Raw genomic sequence first — 19,505 nt, 5'->3', positions numbered from 1 at the left:
AACCATAGCTACAGGCAACCGCCGAAACCATTTTGCCGCCAGGCTTCATAGCTGATGATCGCCACGGCATTCGACAGATTCAGGCTGCGGTTATTAGACTGCATGGGGATGCGGATACGGAAATCCGACGCAAAGCCGTTGCGAATCTCGTCTGGCAGGCCAGACGTTTCCGATCCAAACAGCAGCACATCATCTGGCTGGTAGGTCGGCTGATCGTAGGGACGGCTGCCTTTGGTGGTACACGCGAAGATGCGTTTACCGGGAACCGCATCCAGAAAGTCCTGATAGTTTTTATGACGGCTGACGTTCGCCAGATCGTGATAATCCAGCCCCGCGCGGCGCAGCTTTTTCTCTTCAAAATCAAACCCCAGCGGTTCAATCAAATGAAGCATACAGCCGTTGTTGGCCGCCAGTCGGATAATATTGCCGGTGTTCGGTGCAATTTGAGGCTCATAGAGCGCGATATGGAACATAAGATAGCATCAACCACGAAGAAAAATTCCGCCGCAGTATAGCGCATTCACATCACGTGCCCAAAACCTGCGCACACTGGATTGCGGATTACTCTGCACGACGTTTTCATCCACAGCGATTACACTTGATCTTACAGATAAAGGCATTCGAGCGGCGATAATGGATAGATCGTAAAGACGCTGTAAATACATCCCTGTACGCTCGGATTGCGCAGATATGAATCTCATCCCTGAGATTCACCCTTTCAGGGCCGTCGCAAGCGACGTTCAAAAACGTTCCTGACGTTTTTGTCCATGGCGCAAACGCTTTACTCTTCTATCCCATTATTGCCGTTTTCGTTTCGCAAATGGCTTATCGACAGGCCGAAGGCTTGTGTGGAGGTTTAATGAAACACCCTAAGACATTATTGGTCTGTGCCGCCCTGCTAAGCCTGCCGCTTCTGGCAAGCGCTAACACGACGCAAGCGCCCACGCCTCAGCAGCAGTTTGAGAGTGGTATCAGCAGCCAGAAACAGTTGCAGCAAAATATGCAGCAGAGCCAGAAATTGCAGCAACAGCAGTTGAATCAGCAGCTCCAGCAGCGCAATCAGCAGTTGCAGCAACAGCGCCAGCAGCAGCTACAGAAGGATTTAGATCGCTCGCAGAAAACCACACCACCGCCGCCGATTAAACAGAACCCCTGAGGCTACTGCGGCCTTATAGCCGCACACCCATCAGCGTCAGAATCAGCGGCGTGGTTAATGCCGCCATCGCCGTTGATAGCAACAGGCTGGAGGCCACCGGGCCGCCCAATACATCGAACTGGCGCGACATCAGATAGACGTTGACGCCCACTGCCATCGACCCCAGCAGCACGACCGCACGCGTTTCCATTTCCGGCAGGCCGAGCGCGATAGCAATCCCCCAGATCACCAGTGGCTGAACCAGCAGCTTGATCACGCAAATCGCCGTGCTGATCTGCCAGCCATCACGCACGCGGTATTCCGCCAGCCCCATTCCCAGTGCCACCAGCGACAGCGGCGCGGCAATCTGTCCCAGCATGGCAAGCGGCTGATCGACATACGACGGCAGCGACAGGCCCGTCAGGCTGAATAAGGTCCCGGACAGAATGCCGATAATCAGCGGGTTCTTCAGCACGCCCAACGCAGTTTTGGTAAAACCCTGTAGCGACAGCGCCCCGTTACGCGCCCATTCCACCGACACCGTTACCAGCGTCCACAAAATAAGCCCGTTAAACACCACGACCAGCGCGACAGACGGAATCGCCTCTTCGCCCAGCATCAGCGTGGCAATCGGCAGCCCCAGCATCACGTTGTTGGAGAAGATACCACTCAGCGCAAACAGCGAACCGGAGACACCATCAAGATGAAAGACCTTGCGCGCCACGATGCGGCCTAAGACAAACACCAGCAGGCAACCGCCAAAAAAGGCGATCAGCAGTCGGGCATCTACCACCGGACGTTTGGAAAAATCCGACATCAGGCGGAACAGCATCGCGGGCATGGCGACGGAGAAGACAAAGCGTGTCATGCCGTCGGTCACGGTGGTCGGCCATTTACCATAGCGAATCAGGCTATAGCCGAGTGCGATAAGAACAAAGAGGGGTAACGACAGAAAAATCTGGTGCCAAAGCGAAACAATAAATGCGGGCATGACGCCACTTCCTTATTACCGGCACCGAGTCAGAAAGGGGATCCGTTATTACGGAGATATACCCTAAATAATTCGAGTTGCGTGAAGGCGGCAACTGCGAGAATCCCCAGGAGCTTACTCAGGTAAGTGACTGGGGTGAGCAAAGGCAGCCAACGCACAAGCAGCTTGAAGTATGACGGGTATAAGGCAGACCTCAGCCGGTCGCGAAGTGTGCCCCGATTAAATCTATCCGGTCAGTACAGATACAGTCAACGCCCCAATCCAGCAAAGTTTGCGCGCGATCAGGTTGGTTGACGGTATAAACCAGAATGCGCAAACCCGCAGCTTTCAGCGACGCGACGCGTTCTGCCGTCAGCAGTTTGTGATTCAGGTGGATGGACACACAATCCAGACGCTGTGTTAACGCCAGCCAGTCCTCTTCCCACTCATCCAGCAGCAACCCACGCGGCAGTTCTGGCACCGCCTGCTGCGCCGCTTCCAGGGCTTCGATAGAGAACGATGACAGCAGCGGTGCGACCGGATGATCGGCCCACAGCTGGCGCGCCGCCAGCGCAATCACCCGTCCGGTTTCTGTTTCATATCCGGTTGTGGGTTTAATTTCGATGTTGGCCGCCATACCGTACTGCGCGCAGCGTTTTGCCACTTCCGATAGCAGCGGCAGGCGTTCACCGACAAATTTATGACCGTACCAGCCGCCGACGTCCAGCCCGACCAGCTTGTCCCACGGCAGTTCACCTGCAATGCCCCAGCCGTTGCTGGTGCGTTCAAGCGTGTCGTCGTGTAGGAGGAAAATCTGGCCGTCCTGCGACAGCTTGGCGTCAAATTCGATCATCTTGTGACCGAGGCTGGCACCAACATCAATCGCCGCCAGCGTGTTTTCAGGTGCCAGTGAACCGCCGCCGCGGTGGGCGACAATGCTCGGGTAAGGCCAGATTGTTTCCATTATTCCATCCGTAATCCGCTTTGCGAATCAAACAGGTGCCATGATGATGTCGGTAAGTGTAACCAAAGCGTCGAGCCGATCGCGGGGCAGTGCTCATAAGAGAGCCGCGCGATCACGTTCTGCCCACCCCACTTGCCGTGCGCTAAATTGTCTGCGCCCAGCAGTTCGAGTGTTGAAATCTGCAACGGGATACCGCCGGTTTCGCTCGTCGCCAGCTGAATATGCTCTGGTCGAACCCCCAGCGTCAATGCTTTACCGCGCCATTGCGGCTTCGGTTCAGGCAGCGCCAGCGCGATGTCACCATCGATTTCAAAGCGGCAGCCGTCATCGCTAATGCGACCTGACCACAGGTTCATGGCCGGTGAACCAATAAAGCTGGCCACAAACAACGATGCCGGGCGGCGATAAATCTCAGCCGGCGCACCGATTTGTTCGGCGATCCCTTTGTTCATGACGATAACGCGCTGTGCCAGTGTCATGGCTTCAACCTGATCGTGCGTGACGTACAGGCTGGTGGTTTTCAGGCGCTGGTGCAGTTGCTGTAACTCGAGCCGCATCTGTACGCGCAATTTGGCATCCAGATTCGACAACGGTTCGTCGAACAGGAACACCGCCGGTTCACGCACAATCGCCCGTCCCATCGCCACGCGCTGACGCTGGCCGCCCGATAGCTCACGCGGTTTGCGTTGCAGCAGCGGCATCAGTTCCAGAATTCGCGCCGCATCTTCCACGCGCTCGCGGATCTGCGCCTTGCCGAAGCCACGAATTTTCAGGCCGTAAGCCATATTGTCGAACACGTTCATATGGGGATAAAGCGCGTAGTTCTGGAACACCATCGCAATACCGCGATCTTTTGGTTCCAGATCGGTGACCCGCTGGTTATCAATGTAGATATCACCGCTGGTGGTGCGTTCGAGGCCTGCTACCATGCGCAGCAGCGTCGATTTACCACAGCCTGACGGCCCGACCATCACGACGAATTCGCCGTCCGCGACGTCCAGATCGATGGGTTGGATAATCTGTGTTTTGCCATCGTAAGACTTGGTGACGGCCTGAAGTTTTAAACATGCCATAAGCGTTTCCGAAATTCGTCTTGATTTATTTTTCGCTGTCGACCAGACCGCGAACGAACCAGCGCTGCATCAGTAGCACGACCAGCAGCGGGGGCAACATGGTCAGCAGCATGGCCGCCATCACCTGATTCCACTGCGTGGCCCCATCGCCGGAGGCAATCATGCTTTTAATCCCGGCGACTGCGGTGCCCAGATCGGCATCGCTGACAATCAGCAGCGGCCACAGGTATTGGTTCCAGCCGTAGATGAACGTGATCACAAACAGCGCCGCCAGATTGGTCTTCGACAGCGGTAACACCATGTCGAAGAAGAAACGCATCGGGCTGGCACCGTCGATACGCGCCGCTTCCATCAATTCATCCGGCAGCGTCATAAAGAACTGGCGGAACAGGAAGGTCGCGGTCGCCGAAGCCATCAGCGGCAGCGTTAAACCGGTGTAGCTGTCCATCATGTCCAGCCGCGCGATCACTTCCACCGTCGGGAAAATACGCACTTCCACCGGCAGCATCAGCGTCAGAAAAATCATCCAGAAGAACAGGTTGCGCAGCGGAAAACGGAAATAGACGATGGCGTAAGCGGACAGGATCGATACGGTGATTTTGCCTATCGTAATCGCCAGCGCCATCACGAAGCTGTTGAGCAGCATCAGTCCGAACGGCGTGGTGTTGTTGCCCGCACCGTGCAGCCAGATATAACGCAGGTTTTCCCACAGGTGAGAACCGGGGATGAGCGTCATCGGAGCCTGAAAGACTTCCTGATTATCCAGCGTGGCGGCCACAAACCCCACGTACAGCGGAAACAGTACGGCGAGAATGCCGACGATCAGCATGACGTGACTGAAAATATCTAACCCGCGACGATTCTCAATCATTGGCATTGACCTTGTAGATTTATCTTCATTGGTAATTCACCTTCCGCTCAACGAAACGGAACTGAATCACGGTCAGCCCGATAACCAGTATCATCAGTACCACCGACTGCGCTGCCGAACTGGACAAATCCAGCCCTGCGAAGCCTTCACGATAAATTTTGTAGATCAGCGTGGTCGTCGACTGCACCGGTCCACCGGCCGTTGCGGCATCGATAATCGGGAAGGTATCGAAAAAGGCGTACACCAGATTGACCACCAGCAGGAAGAAACTCACCGGAGAAATCATCGGCAGCACCAGATTGAAGAAGCGCCGAACGGGGCCAGCACCATCAATCGCGCCCGCTTCCACCAGCGAACGGGGGATCGATTGCAGCGCAGCAAGGAAGAACAGGAAGTTATAGCTAATCTGTTTCCAGACCGACGCCAGTACGACTAAAAACATCGCCTGACCGCTGTTCTGTGCGTGGTTCCACGTATAGCCCAGCAGCCCGAGAAAGTGGGTGATCAGCCCCAGACCGGGGTTAAACAAGAACATCCACAGCACGGCAGCAACGGCGGGTGCCACGGCATACGGCAGGATGATCAACGTCTGGTACAGGCGGCTGGCGCGGATCACGTAGTCCACCAGCGCGGCCAGAAAGAGTGAAATCAGCATGCCAAACCCTGCCACCAGAAAGCTGAATATCAGCGTGGTGTAAAACGAATCAAGGTAGTAAGGGTTATTGAACAGCTGTCTGAAGTTTTCCATGCCGACAAATTCGCTGGATAGCCCAAATGGATCCAGGTTCTGCACCGAATACCACAGCGCCTGACCGGCAGGCCAGATAAAGAAAATCACGGTAATCAGCAGTTGGGGCAACACCAGCACGTAGGGCAACCAGCTGCTGCGAAAAACGGGGCGGGATGATGTCATGCGGTAACTCATTGCAAACAGAAAAGAAACAGGCCGATTCCCTTCGGCCCGATATTGCTCAACAGAAGCGTATTACTTCGTCGATTGTTCAAAGCGACGCAGCAGCGCGTTACCGCGTTCTACTGCGCTATCCAACGCCTGTTGTGGCGTCTTCTTATTGGTCCATACGCTTTCTAATTCTTCGTCCACAACGGTACGAATTTGCGGCATGTTGCCCAAACGCAGACCTTTGGTGAACGGCAACGGTGGCTTGTTCAACATCTGACGCGTGGCGATATCCGCACCAGGATTTTTCTCGTAGAAGCCCTGCTTCTGCGTCAGTTCGTACGCCGCAGTCGTGATTGGCAGGTAACCGGTTTTCTGGTGCCATTCAGCGGCATTTTCCGGCTCGGCCAGGAACTTCATAAACTCAGCGACGCCTTTGTAGGTCGCGGCATCTTTTCCACCCATCACCCACAGGCTGGCACCACCGATAATGGCATTCTGCGGTGCACCTTTCGCATCGGCGTCATACGGCATCATGCCAACACCGTAATTGAACTTGGCGTGTTCCCGAATGTTCGCCAGCGAACCGGAAGAGGCGGTCGTAATAGCGCAGTCGCCGTTATAGAATTTCTCGGTCGGCTCATCCTTACGCCCAAAGTAGGTGAAGTCACCCTTCTTGTTCATGTCCTGCAACAGCTGAATATGCTTAACCTGCGTTGGTTTGTTGAATTCCAACACGGCATCGGTGCCGTCAAAGCCGTTGTTTTTGCTCGCAACTGGCAGACCGTGCCAGGCGCTGAAGTTTTCAATCTGAATCCAGCCCTGCCAGCCGCTGGCGTAACCGCACTTCATCCCGGCTGCACGCAGTTTGGCGGTGTACTCAGCCATCTGCTGCCAGGTTTTCGGTGGCTGTTCTGGATCTAAACCGGCCTTCCTGAAGGCATCTTTGTTGTAGTACAGCACCGGCGTGGAGCTGTTAAACGGCTGTGACAGCAGGTGGCCGCTCTTCGCATCGGTGTAATAACCGGAGACAGTCGGCACAAACACCGACTCATCGAAATTAATGCCTGACTCTTTGAAGACTTCATAGACAGGCTTGATGGCTTTACTTGCCATCATGGTTGCCGTACCGACTTCATAGACCTGCAAAATGGCGGGCGCATTCCCAGCGCGATAGGCCGCAATCCCGGCAGCCAGGTTTTGTTCGTAGTTGCCTTTATAGACCGGCACAATTTTTACATCGCTGTGCGCTTTGTTAAAACGGTCAGCCAGAGAATTCACTTCTTTCCCTAATTCGCCTTCCATGGAGTGCCAGAAAGGAATTTCTGTCGCGGCTTGCGCACTGGCGCTCATCAGCGCTAATGCCACACACGCCGCGGCGGTGCGAATAGCATGTGTTTTACGAATTGTGTTGTTGAACATGCCTGTCTCCTGCAATCAATTAAATGCGCCATCATCACGGCGTTTTTTATGCGAAGGTAAACATGACATGAGCGCATGACAGAAAAATAACTGGAAGATGACGGGAAAGTGACAGAAGAAGAAGGGAAAGCTCTAAATTTTAATTGGATAGAGTAGCATCAGAGGCTGCACTGGCGAGGGATCAAAAGCGAATTTAAGGTAGAAATTGCGCACGTTCTCATCCAGCGCGTGAACGACTAATGCCCTCACACCCACTTGCAAAGCAATATTCTCAGTCCGAAATATCGCGTCTTTTAATAAAGCCACACCCAAACCTTTACCAGAATACGCCTGATCAATGGCAAGCCGCCCAAGGACAATGACTGGTAGTGATTCGGGGGCATTACGTCTATATGCACCAGGCGCTGTATTTCTCTGAACGCTACCTGTTGATAAACAATAATATCCAATCACCTGATGTGTGCCTTCAGCACAAATCACATATACACGAGAAATCCCTGCACTATGATTTTTTAGCGCTTTCTTTTTTAGCCATTCATTCAAGCTCGGTTCCTGGCTGCAAAATTCAGCAAGATTATGGCTGGAAGATAATGGCTCTGGCGCAGTTATTCCCATGGCGATTTGCGGCTCATTAGATTGTTAATGCGAGCCTGACGCTCTCCGGTGATAGGCGCATCCAACTCGGCCAAAAATTCGTCAAACTGTTCGTTATCCAAAATAAACAAACGTTGATCCAACAAAATGTCCTGCGCCTCGCGGCAGGCTGCTTCAAGCATAAAATCGGTACGAGATTTTGACACAAGGTTTGCAGCCATATCGATCAAGTCCCGTTGGGAGGCTTTGGCCCGAATATTGATTGGCGCTTCTTTAGTTTCAGGTTTCATCATCATGCCCGTGTAGTGAATCTCTATACAACTATACATGACGTGTACAAAAATGCTACACACCGGAACATCACCATACATTCAAACGCGCTTGCTGCTTTATTCAGGGCTATTTTCGTATGACATCAACGATAACGGTTTTAGGATCGTTGATGATTCCTATATGTATCGTTTTATCTGAATCCGTAGACTTCCAATACTCACCCGTCGTGTCTGTGTAGCTCAGCGTAAAACCAAGCGACACTAAATAACCGCGTATGTTTGTCGCGTCATTGGTGTTTTGAAACGTAATATTGCTGACGTCCAATGCAGGGCCATCAACCGTGGCATAGCCAAAATCATAGATAGAGGAAATGCGCGGGCAATTTTTAATGATCTCATCCGTCAGCATTTCATATCGTCGGGTATCCTGTTCCGTGTAGCGAGAACTCCCCTCCGTCATAATAACCATGGCAGGCCAATAATATATAAGCGGCAAGGAAATTAGGATCGATATACTTAGCAGTATGCTTATTATTCTTTTCATATCTCTAAAACATTCGCCTAAATAACATCCTCACGCCACCAGCACCTCCACCCCCATTTTGGCCAGCGCGTCTTTGGCGGCGGCGGGCAGGCCATCGTCGGTGATGATGCTGTCGAAGACGCTGAGCGGCGTGGCGAGATGGGTGGCGATGCGGCCGTATTTTGAGGTGTCGCACAGCAGGACACATTTGCTGCTGGCATCCACCGCCGCGCGTTTCACGACCACTTTGTCTTCATTCGGCGTGGACAGCCCGCGCAGGCTCCATGAAGACGCGGAAATAAACGCAATATCGATAAACAGGTGGCGCAGCGCCTGCGCCACCCCTTCCCCAATGCAAGAGCGGTTTTCCCGACACAGTGTGCCGCCCGTATGGATCATGCGGCACTGGCTGGACTCAATCAGAAAAGCTGCAATCACAAAATCGTTGGTGACAATCAGCAGATCGTCACGATCGGCCAGTTCGCGCGCCAGCGATAGCGTGGTAGTGCCCGCATCCAGATAAATGCAGCTATTGAACGGGATATGCTGCGCCGCCAGTTTGCCAATTGCCTCTTTCTGCTGGCTGAACATCACCGATTTATCCTGATGCGACGGCTCAATCGCCAGCCGTTCAGGCGAACGCACGCCGCCGGAGACGCTCAGTAGCAGGCCATCCTGCTCCAGCTTTTGCACATCGCGCCGTACCGTCATATGCGATACACCCAGCCGTTCAGTCAGCTCGTTAATGCTTACCGCGCCGCGCTCGGCGATCAGCGCCAGAATCTGTTGATGACGTTCTACTGGAATCACGCTATCCGTTCCCTGTTTGATTGTGCTGGTCTGATAAATAGGGGGGCTGATAAATATTGTGAGAAACACCCCGTTTGAAGACGATAATTATCATAAATTCACGTCATAAACCACGCCAGACATAACAACCTTTCTCATCGCTCAATGCCAAAATAGAAATAATCTGCTGATATATAAAGACAATAAAGGAAATCACCTTCTCGACGGGGTTCAACTACACTGAATCATCACGAATTCAATGTTAATTTATGTGATAAAAATCACCACAATTTGTTCTGATAGTCCTTATATTTAACACCAGAGAACAAAAAATCACTAATTTTAACAAGGCAACCACGATGAAAAAGACTTCTGATTATGCTGTCGCCGTTATCGGTCTGGGTTCCATGGGCTTTGGCGCTGCGGCGTCCTGCATCAACGCTGGCCTGACGACATACGGTGTCGATATCAATCCGCAGGCACTGGAACGCTTACGTCAGGCGGGTGCGGCGCAGGCTGACACGCGTATTGATGCCTTCGCTGACAAGCTGGATGCGGTCGTGCTGCTGGTGGTGAACGCCGCGCAGGTGAATGGGATTCTATTCGGTGAGCCGCAGGTCGCAGCGAAACTCAAGCCCGGCACTGTGGTTATGGTGTCCTCAACGATCTCCGCGCAGGATGCCAAAAACATTGAACAGCGTCTGGCTGAGCATCAGCTCATCATGCTGGATGCACCGGTATCCGGCGGTGCGGTGAAAGCCGCCGCAGGCGATATGACGGTGATGGCATCCGGTTCCGATCTGGCTTTTGAGAAACTGAAACCCGTGCTCGACGCCGTCGCAGGCAAGGTCTATCGCATCGGTGAAGAGATCGGGTTGGGTGCGACCGTTAAAATTATCCACCAGTTGCTGGCAGGCGTGCACATCGCCGCCGGCGCAGAAGCAATGGCACTGGCCGCCCGTGCCGATATCCCGCTGGATATCATGTACGACGTGGTGACTAACGCCGCCGGGAATTCCTGGATGTTTGAGAACCGTATGCGCCACGTGGTAGACGGTGACTACACGCCGAAATCCGCCGTTGATATTTTCGTGAAAGATCTGGGGCTGGTTACCGACACCGCCAAATCGCTCCATTTCCCGCTTCCGCTGGCCTCCACCGCATTCAATATGTTTACCGCCGCCAGTAACGCCGGATTCGGTAAAGAAGACGACAGCGCGGTCATCAAGATTTTTAACGGCATTACGCTGCCGGAAAAGAAGGAGGCGCCATGATCAAGCTAGGTGTGATTGCCGACGATTTTACCGGTGCCACAGATATCGCCAGCTTTCTGGTGAACAACGGGCTGCCGACCGTGCAGCTCAACGGCGTACCGCCGTCCGATTTTAAGGTCGACACGCAAGCCGTGGTGATTAGCCTGAAGTCGCGTTCCTGCCCGGCGGAACAGGCTGTGGCGGATTCACTCAAGGCGCTGGCGTGGCTGCAACAGCAGGGCTGCCAGCAGTTCTACTTTAAATATTGCTCCACCTTCGACAGTACCGCGAAAGGCAACATCGGTCCGGTGACCGATGCGCTGTTAGAGCAGCTTGGCGAAACGCAGACCATCATCTCTCCGGCGCTGCCGGTGAACGGCAGAACCGTCTATCAGGGCCATTTATTCGTGATGGATCAACTGCTGTCTGAATCCGGGATGCGCCACCATCCCGTCACGCCGATGACGGACAGCAACCTGATGCGCGTCATGGAACAGCAGGCAGCCGGACGCTGCGGGCTGGTGCCCTATGCCGTGATGGATCAAGGCGCAGGAGCCGTTAAGCAGCGGCTGACGCAGTTGAAAGAACAAGGCATACGCTATGTGGTGCTGGATACGCTGAACGAACAGCACCTGTTAACGCAGGGCGAGGCGCTGCGCGATATGAAGCTGGTCACCGGTGGTTCCGGCCTGGCGATTGGCCTGGCACGCCAGCTGGCAGACTCAACAAAACAAACCGGTTCCGCCACCGAGGCAGGTAAGCCACAATCCGGCGCAGGCGTTGTGCTATCCGGCTCCTGTTCGGTGATGACCAACAAGCAGGTCGCTCACTACCTGAAACAGGCGGCGGGTCGCGCGATTGACGTCGCTCGCTGTCTGGAAAGCGATGATGCTCAGCAAGTCTACGTGCAGGAACTGGCTGACTGGGTGAAGGCACATCGTGGTGACGCACTCGCTCCGCTGCTGTACGCCACGTCGTCCCCCGACGAACTGGCGCAGATTCAGCAGCGCTGGGGCGCAGAAGCCAGCAGCCAGGCGGTGGAGAAGCTGTTTGCCGCCGTCGCCCGCCAGCTTCAGCAGGACGGCTTCCAGCGCTTCATCATCGCGGGCGGTGAAACCTCCAGCATCGTGGTGCAAACGCTGGGTATTCACGCGTTCCATATCGGACCGTCCATTTCTCCCGGCGTACCGTGGGTGCGTTCGACCAATCATCCACTCTCGCTGGCGTTGAAATCCGGCAATTTCGGTGATGAAGACTTTTTTGCCCGCGCCCAAAAGGAGTTTGCTGCATGAGTGAAACACACCACAGCACCGAGGCTGCGCTAAACAGCGAACAACGCGCACGCGCGGAAATGGTCAAGCTGGGCGCATCCTTTTTCCAGCGCGGCTATGCCACCGGCTCAGCGGGCAACCTCTCACTGCTATTGGATGACGGCACGCTGTTGGCAACGCCGACCGGCTCCTGCCTTGGCGAACTGGATGCCGAGCGGCTGTCCAAAGTCAGCCTGAGCGGCGAGTGGATCTCCGGGGATAAGCCGTCGAAAGAGGTCAGCTTTCACCTGTCGATTTACCGTAACGACCCCGACTGTAAGGCGATTGTCCACCTGCACAGCACTTACCTGACGGCGCTCTCGTGTCTGGAAGGGTTGGACACGCAGGATGCCATCAGGCCGTTCACACCCTATGTGGTCATGCGCGTCGGTAAAGTGCCCGTTGTGCCTTATTACCGCCCCGGCGATGCCCGACTCGGTGAAGATCTGGCGAAGCTGGCTTCGCGCTACAAGGCATTCTTATTGGCTAACCACGGCCCGGTCGTCACCGGCAAGGATCTACGCGCGGCGGCGGACAACATGGAAGAGCTGGAAGAAACCGCCAAGCTGATTTTTATTCTCGGCGATCGAAAAATTCGCTATCTCACCGCTGACGATATTGCAGAGCTCTCTTGATGAGCCGAGGAGTTAACCATGCCTAAGTTTGCTGCCAATCTTTCTATGCTGTTTACCGATGTGCCGTTTCTCGACCGTTTTAAAGCCGCTGCCGATGCGGGTTTCACCTCGGTTGAGTATCTGTTTCCTTATGACTATCCAGCACCGCTGCTGGCGGAAAAGCTGCGGGAAAATGGCCTGAAGCAGGTGTTATTCAATACCGCGCCCGGCAATATTGCGGCAGGTGAATGGGGTGTTGCTGCGCTGCCCGACCGCATTGAAGATGCCCGCCGGGATATCGATAACGCGCTGGAATATGCGCTGGCACTCAACTGCCCTTCGGTGTTGGTGATGGGGGGCGTCGTGCCGCCCGGTGAAGACCGTGCCGCCTATCAGCAAACCTTTATCGATAACCTGCGCTACGCCGCCGATAAGTTTGCACCGCACGGCATCAATATCATGATTGAGGCGCTGAGTGCGAAGGTGAAACCGAATTATCTGTTCGCCAGTCAGTATCAGGCGCTGGAATTAGCCAATCTGATCGACCGACCGAATGTGTATATCCAGTTGGATTTCTTCCACGCGCAGATTGTCGATGGCAACCTGACGCAAATTATTCACGATTTGGCTGGCCGTATCGGACATATTCAAATTGCTTCAGTTCCTGCGCGACATGAACCCGATGAAGGGGAAATTAATTATCCGTTCATCTTTGCTGAATTGGATCGCGTGAATTATTCCGGCTGGGTTGGCTGTGAATATAACCCACGCGGTAAAACGGAAGACGGATTGGGATGGGCTAAACCTTGGCTGGAGAAAAAACACTAATTCACTTATCCAGGATAATAATGTCAACACCAGAGACATCGTCGTTAGACGCGAATAAATAAAAAAGAATAAGTCAGACTCCTGTATATATTGCAGGAGTCGAGGCATCCCTTTATTCAAATAACAAACAGATACCCACTACCTTTTCAGCCTCTGAATTGAAAAATGGGTCAATGAGGATAAGAACATGGCCACCTCGCTCTTACTCTGCATCGCTATCGCCGGGGTATTACTCCTGTTGCTGATGGTCATTAAATTTAAAATTCAGCCCTTTGTCGCCCTGCTGGTTGTCAGTCTATTGGTTGCATTAGCAACCGGAATACCCACAGAAGAAATAATGAAAGTGATGTCCAGTGGAATGGGCGGGGTACTCGGTTCGATCACCATGATCATTGGGCTAGGTGCCATGCTGGGCAGAATGATCGAAGTGTCTGGTGGTGCTGAGTCTTTGGCAAAGAAATTCACGCAAACACTGGGAGAAAAACGCGTCATTGCCGCATTGACCATGGCGGCATTTATTCTCGGTATTCCGGTATTTTTTGATGTCGGCTTTATTATTTTGGCACCTATTATTTATGGTTTCGCAAAAGTCGCCAAGGTCTCTCCACTTAAATTCGGTCTGCCCGTCGCGGGTGTGATGTTGACGGTTCACGTCGCCCTGCCCCCTCATCCTGGACCGGTTGCGGCAGCCAGTTTGTTAAAAGCCGATGTGGGCTGGTTAACTATATTAGGACTGGCGATCTCTATTCCTGTCGGCATCATCGGTTTCTGGGTTGCAAAATATATTAACCGTCGGCAGTACGCGCTATCTGTTGATGTGCTGGAGCAACTGCAACTAGCAAAAACTGAAGAAAAAAATGAGGTGACGCCACATAAGAATGCGCCTTCCGCCAGTCTGGTTACGGCGCTGATCGTCATTCCTATCGCCATTATTATGCTCGGCACCGTGGCGGCGACGCTGTTCCCAGCAGGCCACCCGCTGCGTAATATCACCACGTTGGTCGGTTCCCCTGCGGTTGCGCTACTGATTGCCCTGGCACTCGCCTTTTACTTTATCGCTATGCGTAGAGGCTGGTCGCTTGAAAATACCGGCAACATTATGGGTGATGCCATGCCTGCCGCTGCGGTCGTCATCATGGTGACCGGTGCGGGCGGCGTGTTCGGTAAAGTGCTGGTGGAATCCGGTGTCGGTAAGGCGCTGGCGGATACGCTGACCAGCATTAACCTGCCGCTGGTGCCTGCTGCGTTTCTTTTGTCACTGGCGCTGCGTGCCTCGCAAGGTTCGGCTACCGTCGCCATTCTCACCACCTGCGGCCTGTTGAGCGAAGCTGTCAGCGGTCTGAACCAGATGCAACTGGTGCTGGTGACGCTCTCTGCCTGCTTTGGTGGACTGGGCCTGTCGCACGTCAATGACTCCGGCTTCTGGATTGTCACCAAATATCTGGGGCTGTCCGTCGCCGACGGCCTGCGCACCTGGACGGTGCTGACGACGATCCTCGGGCTGGCCGGTTTCCTCTTCACCTGGGCGCTGTGGCTGGTTCTGTAACCACGTGAAATTTCACAATGGGGAGGCTGCAGCTTCCCCATTGGTATCAATGAAATTCTCCATCTACATACCTCTTTTATGCTGAAAAATGCGCCCTTTTTACTCCTATACTCCACATCTACCCGTTTTTATTCTGCCTTTATAATATCGCTTGGGTAAGAAACAACGCGTTTTCCTGCCTACTCTCGCAAATTGGCATACCGCACACATTAATGTAATCAGAAGTGCACCCAATTCCTGACCTGTCGCAAAGGATGCCCAATCTATAAGGCAAAGCCTGCATCAATCAATGAAAAATAATAAAGGAACATTATGAATTTTCTATCAAAAATGAAACTGGGTGCCATGCTGGGCGCAGGTTTCGCCTCTGTCATCATTATCGGTCTGATGGTTGCCACTCTGGGACGCGTCCATCTCGCCAATCTGGGTAAAGATATTGAATCACTCTCTGAAAAAAATCTGGCCAACCTGCTTCTGATTCAGGATACCAAGAGCGGTTTTGAGGTTGTCGCCCGCGTTGTCCGTAATATCGGGCTCTCACAGGACAGCACCCGTATTCAGGAAGAGAAACGCCTGTTCGATCAGCAAATTACCCGCAATAGTGAAGCGCTGGAAAAAGTCTATAAACAGCTTGCCGAACCGGAGGCGCGCGCCTTGCTGGAACAGCTCGCGCAGGCTAGGCCGGTTTATCTGAAAGCGGTGAATAAGGCTATTGCATTAAGCCTTTCTGGGGTGCCGGAAGAAAAAGTGCAGGCGGCATTAGTCATGGTCAATGAATTACCCCCTGCACAGGCATCGGTTTTTGCGGCGCTGGACGGGCTGACGGCGTTGCAGAAAAAGCAAACGATGGAAATGACGACCAGCGCCATGCTTAAAGCCAGGGACGATGGCAATACGCTGCTGCTGTTCGCTGGGTTTGCAGTCTTCATCGGGATTGTTATCTCCATCCTGATCACCCGCACGATAAAAAATCTGCTGGGTGGCGAAGTCGCTTACGCGGCATACATCGCGCAAGAGGTTGCACAGGGAAATCTGGCCGTCAGCGTCGATCTGCGCCCCGGCGACAACCACAGCGTGCTGGCTGCCATGAACGGTATGCGCAAAAGCCTGAGTGGGATTGTTGAACAGGTGCGTGAGAGCAGCGAATCTATCGCAACCGGTGCCAGCGAGATTGCCGCAGGCAGTACCGATCTCAGCCAGCGCACGGAAGAGCAGGCGGCTAATCTGCAACAAACCGCCGCCTCAATGGAAGAAATAAGCCAGACCGTGCGCCAAAACACCGAGACGGTACGTAATGCCACACAGCTGGCACAGGCCACCAGCGATACCGCCGCCAAAGGAGGCGAAGCCGTCAACAATATCGTTGTCACCATGAAAGAGATTACCGACAGCTCGCACAAAATTGGCGATATCATTAGCGTCATTGACGGCATTGCCTTCCAGACCAACATCCTGGCGCTCAACGCCGCGGTGGAAGCCGCACGGGCTGGCGAACAAGGCCGTGGTTTTGCGGTGGTTGCGGGTGAAGTGCGTTCTCTCGCGCAACGCTCCGCTTCTGCGGCGAAAGAAATCAAAGAGCTGATCGGCCACAGCGTCGAGAAGGTGGAAGCCGGTTCCGCCATGGTAGACAGCGCTGGCGCGACGATTGAAGAGCTGGTGCGTCAGGCACACAATGTTGCTGGTCTGCTTAACGAAATTGGCGTCACCACGCAGGAACAAGAATCCGGTGTCTCGCAGATTCATGATGCCGTTAACCAGCTTGATCAGGTCACGCAGCAGAACGCCGCACTCGTTGAGCAATCCGCTTCCGCCGCCGATAGCCTGAGCGATCAGGCTGCCCGTCTGGTCGAGCTGATGAAAGTGTTCATCGTTGAAGGCGGATCGTCACAGCGTATTGCACCGCCGTTGAAACGGCCTGACAGCGCCAAACTCTCTCTCGCTAATCCTAAAAGCAGCACGGGAAGCGATAGCCAAAACTGGGAGCAGTTCTAATTCTACGCGGGGGATGGATCGCGCATCCCCCACTCTACTTTTACATCCCTTCACCGCCAGCAGCATCCATTTCCTGCGTTTCCTGTTTTTTCCTCATCCCCATGCGGCAATATCGACAATTAAAATCAATGTTTTCGCTGGTCATGCCGATATTCTAGAGTGGACTGCTCAGTTATTCATCAGAAGGATTTAGAAACTGCAGTCGTACATCGCTCCCGTCGTGCAAAAGAAAATCCGCTTAATAACAATAAACAGTGTCAATAAGTCATGAGGATAACATGCAGAATAAAAGAAAAATGAAACTGGGTACTCAGGTCGGTTCAGGTTTTGCCATTGTTATTGTTATCGGCCTATTAGTGGCCATTTTCGGCAGAATGCATCTGGTTGGCCTCGGTAATACTACGGACAGGCTGGCCAAACACCACCTCGCCAACCTCATCGTGCTACAAGAATTGAAAGATAATCTTAACGTCACGATCAAAGCCACGTTGCGTATGCTTATCGCAACCGAACAAAAGGTTCTGGAAGATAATCAAAAACTGATTGAAGCCACGAGCGCAAAAAACACGAAACTCGTCACTCAGTTGGAAGAAAATTTACGGGCAACCGAAGTCCGCAATATTCTGGGTGAGCTGCAGCAAAATCGCACTGAATTTGCCACCGTGGGCCGTCAGGCCGTCGCGCTGTCACTCAGCAACAGGCAGGCCGAATCTATCGAGCTGGTGAAAACTCAGCTTGAACCCATACAAACCCGGCTTTTTAACAATCTGAACAACATGATTCAGTTGCAGAAAGACTACACCACGCAAACGGCAACCAACGCGATAGAAGAGTCCTACTATGATGGCAACTCACTGCTGGTTCTGGCCGTCATCGCTTCACTGTTTGGTGCAGGCATCGCCTGGCTGATTACCCGCCATATCAAGAAGCAACTGGGGGGTGAACCCGCCTATGCCACGCAGGTCACACAGGAAATCGCACAAGGTAATCTCGCGATGCCGGTCGATCTGGCGTCAGGCGACAATACCAGCCTGCTGTTCGCAATGAATAACATGCGCAAAAGCTTAAGCAGCATTGTTGAGCAAGTGCGTGAGAGCAGCGAATCGATCGCAACCGGTGCCAGCCAGATTGCCGCAGGCAGCACCGATCTCAGCCAGCGTACGGAAGAGCAGGCGGCGAATCTGCAACAAACCGCTGCCTCCACGGAAGAAATGAGCCAGACCGTGCGTCAGAATGCCGATACGGTGCGCAATGCCGCGCAGTTGGCGCAGGCAGCCAGCAATACCGCGGCGAAAGGCGGTGAAGCCGTCGGCAATATCGTTATCACCATGAAAGAGATTACCGACAGCTCGCACAAAATTGGCGACATCATTAGCGTCATTGACGGCATTGCCTTCCAGACCAACATTCTGGCGCTTAACGCCGCGGTAGAAGCCGCACGCGCAGGTGAGCAAGGTCGTGGCTTTGCGGTCGTAGCAGGCGAAGTGCGCTCGCTGGCACAGCGTTCTGCAACGGCAGCCAAAGAGATTAAAGAGCTGATCGGCCACAGCGTCGAGAAAGTCGAGGTAGGCTCCAGACTGGTCAGCGATGCGGGAATGACAATCGAAGAACTGGTGCGTCAGGCGCGCCACGTTGCCGATCTGATTAACGAAATTGGCGTGACGACGCAGGAACAAGAATCCGGCGTCTCGCAGATTCATGATGCGATTAACCAGCTTGATAAGGTGACGCAGCAGAATGCCGCGCTCGTTGAGCAATCCGCTTCCGCTGCCGATAGCCTGAGCGATCAAGCGGCCCATCTGGTCGAGCTGATGAAAACCTTCACCGTAGAGGGCGGGTCGTCACTGCGCATTGTACCACAGCTGAAAAGACCGACCAGCGCCAAACTCTCTCTCGCCAATCCTAAAAGCAACGCGGGAAGCGATAAGCAAAACTGGGAAACCTTTTAACAGCCAGCCAAAAGTCCCCCAAAACCGCTGAGCGATCGGCGGTTTTTCTTATCCCTTTATGACCTGAACGTCTCACGTTGCCACGCCTCCCCTATCCACCACACATCAAGAAACGAGCGAAATTTTTCAATAGGGAAAAACAATGAATAAAGAGAAAAACTAGCAAGGCGTTTTATATTAAGCACGAGGGAATAACATCAATAAAACGAGGAATAGTTATTCTCGATGATAAAAACATCAAATATATGATGCTAAAAACATCATATCGTTCGAAAAAAAAGAAGGAATGAAAAATAAGCCTCTTTTAGCGTTGAATAAATAAGCAAAAGAATCATAACCGCAACGTTTATTAACATGATTGTCAATTTAGCATTACAGCATGACTCCAGTTTATTTTTTCTCTAACCCATAGAGATATTGCGGCTTTTACCGCCACCTTTTATACTCCTGCGCCATCATTTACCCTTATTTGTATATGTTCCACCGCACCAGACACGACGAC

The 19,505-nt window shown here is 53.2% G+C and carries 19 protein-coding genes; 8 read left to right on the top strand and 11 right to left on the bottom strand.

Annotated features, from left to right (window positions below; all coding sequences use genetic code 11):
* Positions 1–8: 8 nt before the first annotated feature.
* Positions 9–473, bottom strand: a complete 465-nt coding sequence (locus Q3A88_RS09035; protein WP_110163899.1) for a tRNA (cytidine(34)-2'-O)-methyltransferase — start codon at positions 471–473, stop codon at positions 9–11.
* 386 nt (positions 474–859) lie between these two features.
* On the opposite strand from Q3A88_RS09035, the gene Q3A88_RS09030 reads away from it, so the two are divergent.
* On the top strand, positions 860–1,156 hold the full coding sequence (locus tag Q3A88_RS09030; RefSeq protein ID WP_110163900.1) for a hypothetical protein: 297 nt from the start codon (positions 860–862) through the stop codon (positions 1,154–1,156).
* Positions 1,157–1,169: 13 nt separating this feature from the next.
* Here the strand turns inward: Q3A88_RS09030 and Q3A88_RS09025 are convergent, their stop codons facing one another.
* The 10 genes from Q3A88_RS09025 to ygbI form a co-directional block, all read right to left on the bottom strand.
* A complete protein-coding gene (locus tag Q3A88_RS09025) occupies positions 1,170–2,126 on the bottom strand; it encodes an AEC family transporter (protein ID WP_110163901.1) in 957 nt (318 codons plus the stop codon).
* Between the two features lie 193 nt (positions 2,127–2,319).
* Entirely contained in the window at positions 2,320–3,069 is a 750-nt protein-coding gene (gene ugpQ, locus Q3A88_RS09020) for a glycerophosphodiester phosphodiesterase (protein WP_317177767.1), read from the bottom strand.
* Complete coding sequence (locus Q3A88_RS09015) at positions 3,069–4,142, bottom strand: sn-glycerol-3-phosphate import ATP-binding protein UgpC (RefSeq protein WP_010281596.1); 1,074 nt, start codon at positions 4,140–4,142, stop codon at positions 3,069–3,071. The genes ugpQ and Q3A88_RS09015 overlap by 1 nt, the downstream gene beginning before the upstream one ends.
* A 25-nt stretch (positions 4,143–4,167) precedes the next feature.
* Positions 4,168–5,013 (bottom strand): sn-glycerol-3-phosphate ABC transporter permease UgpE, encoded by an 846-nt coding sequence (gene ugpE, locus Q3A88_RS09010; protein ID WP_010281598.1) that lies wholly within the window; start codon positions 5,011–5,013, stop codon positions 4,168–4,170.
* 25 nt (positions 5,014–5,038) lie between these two features.
* Complete coding sequence (ugpA, locus tag Q3A88_RS09005; RefSeq protein WP_010281599.1) at positions 5,039–5,926, bottom strand: sn-glycerol-3-phosphate ABC transporter permease UgpA; 888 nt, start codon at positions 5,924–5,926, stop codon at positions 5,039–5,041.
* Positions 5,927–5,998: 72 nt separating this feature from the next.
* Positions 5,999–7,333: a sn-glycerol-3-phosphate ABC transporter substrate-binding protein UgpB gene (gene ugpB, locus Q3A88_RS09000; protein WP_110163905.1), complete on the bottom strand. Its 1,335-nt coding sequence runs from the start codon at positions 7,331–7,333 to the stop codon at positions 5,999–6,001.
* A 132-nt stretch (positions 7,334–7,465) separates the two neighbouring features.
* Positions 7,466–7,948: a GNAT family N-acetyltransferase gene (locus Q3A88_RS08995; protein WP_010281603.1), complete on the bottom strand. Its 483-nt coding sequence runs from the start codon at positions 7,946–7,948 to the stop codon at positions 7,466–7,468.
* A complete protein-coding gene (locus Q3A88_RS08990) occupies positions 7,939–8,217 on the bottom strand; it encodes a DUF1778 domain-containing protein (protein WP_146207460.1) in 279 nt (92 codons plus the stop codon). The genes Q3A88_RS08995 and Q3A88_RS08990 overlap by 10 nt, the downstream gene beginning before the upstream one ends.
* Positions 8,218–8,326: 109 nt before the next feature.
* Entirely contained in the window at positions 8,327–8,743 is a 417-nt protein-coding gene (locus tag Q3A88_RS08985; RefSeq protein ID WP_110163906.1) for a hypothetical protein, read from the bottom strand.
* A gap of 30 nt (positions 8,744–8,773) precedes the next feature.
* The gene (gene ygbI / locus Q3A88_RS08980; RefSeq protein ID WP_110163907.1) at positions 8,774–9,532 is read right to left on the bottom strand and encodes a DNA-binding transcriptional repressor YgbI; all 759 of its coding nucleotides are present in this window, start codon (positions 9,530–9,532) and stop codon (positions 8,774–8,776) included.
* 338 nt (positions 9,533–9,870) lie between these two features.
* Here ygbI and ltnD point away from each other — a divergent pair, with 338 nt between their 5' ends.
* From ltnD to Q3A88_RS08945, 7 genes are all read left to right on the top strand, one after another.
* Positions 9,871–10,785 carry an L-threonate dehydrogenase gene (gene ltnD / locus Q3A88_RS08975; protein ID WP_014917036.1) on the top strand — a complete coding sequence of 305 codons (915 nt, stop codon included), beginning with the start codon at positions 9,871–9,873 and terminating at the stop codon, positions 10,783–10,785.
* Positions 10,782–12,056 (top strand): 3-oxo-tetronate kinase, encoded by a 1,275-nt coding sequence (otnK, locus tag Q3A88_RS08970; RefSeq protein WP_317177766.1) that lies wholly within the window; start codon positions 10,782–10,784, stop codon positions 12,054–12,056. The genes ltnD and otnK overlap by 4 nt, the downstream gene beginning before the upstream one ends.
* Positions 12,053–12,709, top strand: coding sequence for a 3-oxo-tetronate 4-phosphate decarboxylase (gene otnC, locus Q3A88_RS08965; protein ID WP_317177765.1), 657 nt, complete (start codon positions 12,053–12,055; stop codon positions 12,707–12,709). Before otnK ends, otnC begins: the two co-directional genes overlap by 4 nt.
* A gap of 18 nt (positions 12,710–12,727) precedes the next feature.
* Positions 12,728–13,516 carry a 2-oxo-tetronate isomerase gene (gene otnI, locus Q3A88_RS08960; protein ID WP_317177764.1) on the top strand — a complete coding sequence of 263 codons (789 nt, stop codon included), beginning with the start codon at positions 12,728–12,730 and terminating at the stop codon, positions 13,514–13,516.
* A gap of 187 nt (positions 13,517–13,703) precedes the next feature.
* On the top strand, positions 13,704–15,062 hold the full coding sequence (locus tag Q3A88_RS08955; RefSeq protein WP_317177763.1) for a GntP family transporter: 1,359 nt from the start codon (positions 13,704–13,706) through the stop codon (positions 15,060–15,062).
* Positions 15,063–15,374: 312 nt separating this feature from the next.
* Positions 15,375–17,054, top strand: coding sequence for a methyl-accepting chemotaxis protein (locus tag Q3A88_RS08950; protein ID WP_317177762.1), 1,680 nt, complete (start codon positions 15,375–15,377; stop codon positions 17,052–17,054).
* A 278-nt stretch (positions 17,055–17,332) separates the two neighbouring features.
* Entirely contained in the window at positions 17,333–19,003 is a 1,671-nt protein-coding gene (locus Q3A88_RS08945) for a methyl-accepting chemotaxis protein (RefSeq protein WP_317177761.1), read from the top strand.
* The last annotated feature ends 502 nt before the right edge of the window (positions 19,004–19,505 follow it).

The organism is Pectobacterium sp. HCp5_1 (assembly GCF_032905925.1).
Taxonomy (GTDB): Bacteria; Pseudomonadota; Gammaproteobacteria; order Enterobacterales; family Enterobacteriaceae; genus Pectobacterium; species Pectobacterium brasiliense_A.
This window is presented reverse-complemented; position numbering and strand designations above follow the sequence as displayed.